This is a genomic window from Bradyrhizobium sp., from assembly GCF_049586575.1.
Classification (GTDB): domain Bacteria; phylum Pseudomonadota; class Alphaproteobacteria; order Rhizobiales; family Xanthobacteraceae; genus Bradyrhizobium.
Genome location: NZ_JBAVCF010000739.1, coordinates 1 through 1,888 on the forward strand (window position 1 = coordinate 1; position 1,888 = coordinate 1,888).

Genomic DNA, 1,888 nt, shown 5'->3' on the forward strand with positions numbered 1-1,888 from the left:
TGGTAGCGGCCGCCGGTCAATGCGACGAGGCGCATGTCGCGCTCCAGCATGATCGCTTCGGCGGCGTTGGGAATGCCCATCAGCCCAAGCCTTGTAGCGAATTCGCCTTCGTTCATCACGCCTTCGCCGACCAGGTGCGGGTCTTCGGTGTGATGGACGATCAGCGCATCGAAATCCCGTGCATAGGTCAGCGCGCGCCGCATCACCTGTGCATTGACGACGCTGCTATCGCCGTCGGTGAAAGCGACGGCGCCGGCAGCCTTAAGCAAACCGATTTCGGTCATCTCTTCGCCGGCGAGCCCCTTGGTCAGCGCGGCCATTGGATGGATGTTGACGATCGCGGTGTCGCGGGCGCGGCGCAGAACGAAATCGACGGTCGCGGAATTGTCGATGACGGGTGAAGTCGATGGCTGGCAGACGATGGTGGTGATGCCGCCGGTTGCGGCTGCCTGGCTTGCGGATGCAAACGTCTCGCGGTGGCTGGCGCCGGGTTCGCCGACAAAGGCGCGCATGTCGATCAGGCCGGGCGCGACGATCTTGCCCGCACAATTGATGATGTCGGTTCCCTCGGGCACGCCGGCCGCGCCAATGCCGCGCTTGTTGTCGCGAATGAGGCCATCGGCGATCAGCACGTCGCCGGGACCGTCGAAATCGCGCGACGGATCGATCACGCGGGCGTTGGCGAGAAGAATGGGGCGGCGATCTCTCAGCATATCTTCACGCGTTCGGCAGGTTGCGGGCGAGCGCTTCGAGCACCGCCATCCGCACCGCCACTCCCATTTCCACCTGTTCGCGGATCAGCGATTGCGCGCCATCGGCGACGATGGAGTCGATTTCGACGCCTCGGTTCATCGGGCCCGGATGCATCACCAGCGCGTCAGGCTTGGCGTAAGCGAGCTTCTTCTGGTCCAAGCCGAAGTAGTGAAAATATTCACCGGTCGAGGGCACGAAGGAGCCGTTCATCCGTTCGCGTTGCAGCCGCAACGTCATCACGATGTCGGCGCCGGCAAGCCCCTCGCGCATGTCGCGGGCGACCTCAACCCCCATTCGCTCGATGCCGTGCGGCAGTAGCGTGGAGGGCGCTACCACGCGGACACGCGCGCCCATGGTGTTGAGCAGGATGATGTTGGAGCGCGCGACGCGCGAATGCGTGACGTCGCCGCAGATCGCCACCGTCAATCCTTCGAGGCGGCCCTTGTTGCGGCGGATGGTGAGCGCATCCAATAGCGCCTGCGTCGGATGTTCATGGGCGCCGTCGCCGGCATTGATCACGGAGCCGTCCACTTTCCGCGCCAACAGTTCCACCGCGCCTGACGCGTGATGCCGGACCACGAGAATGTCCGGGTGCATCGCGTTCAGCGTAACGGCGGTGTCCATCAGCGTCTCGCCCTTGCGGATCGAGGACGAGGATACCGACATGTTCATGACGTCGGCGCCGAGCCGTTTGCCTGCGAGTTCGAATGAGGACTGGGTGCGGGTCGAGGCCTCGAAGAACAGGTTGATCTGGGTGCGGCCGCGCAAGGAAGTGCGTTTCTTGTCGACCTGCCGGTTCAACTCGACATATTCCTCGGAGAGATCGAGGAGGCCGGTGATGTCGGCGGCGGAAAGGCCCTCTATGCCCAGCAAATGCCGGTGACCGAGGACGAAGGTCGATTTCGATACAGATGTCATTAAAGCGAGAGCTATAGGCGCAGGACCAGCGGTGGGCAAGGGCCAAGAGGGAACTTAAAAGTTATCCCCCGGTCTGTCCCGTTCCGGCGCGATGTTTCGGCAAGGTTTCATCAATTATGCCGGTGGTTCGCCTATTTTTCGGTGCGGGGACGATCGGCTCCCGCGTATGATCTTAAAGTTAATGACAACCTGTCCCGCTAGTGGAGTGGATTTGACA

The 1,888-nt window shown here is 62.5% G+C and carries 1 protein-coding gene and 1 pseudogene; both read right to left on the bottom strand.

The annotated features are described in order from the left end of the window. Nucleotides 1-713, bottom strand: a pseudogene (locus WB528_RS26740) (dihydroorotase); the annotation flags it as partial. Between the two features lie 4 nt (nucleotides 714-717). Further along, nucleotides 718-1,671 (bottom strand): aspartate carbamoyltransferase catalytic subunit, encoded by a 954-nt coding sequence (locus WB528_RS26745; RefSeq protein ID WP_423892353.1) that lies wholly within the window; start codon nucleotides 1,669-1,671, stop codon nucleotides 718-720. Nucleotides 1,672-1,888 lie beyond the last annotated feature (217 nt).

Excerpts from the sequence above, each read along its gene's own strand:
- WB528_RS26745 (WP_423892353.1), bottom strand. The coding sequence starts at position 1,671 with ATGACATCTGTATCGAAATCGACCTTCGTCCTCGGTCACCGGCATTTG.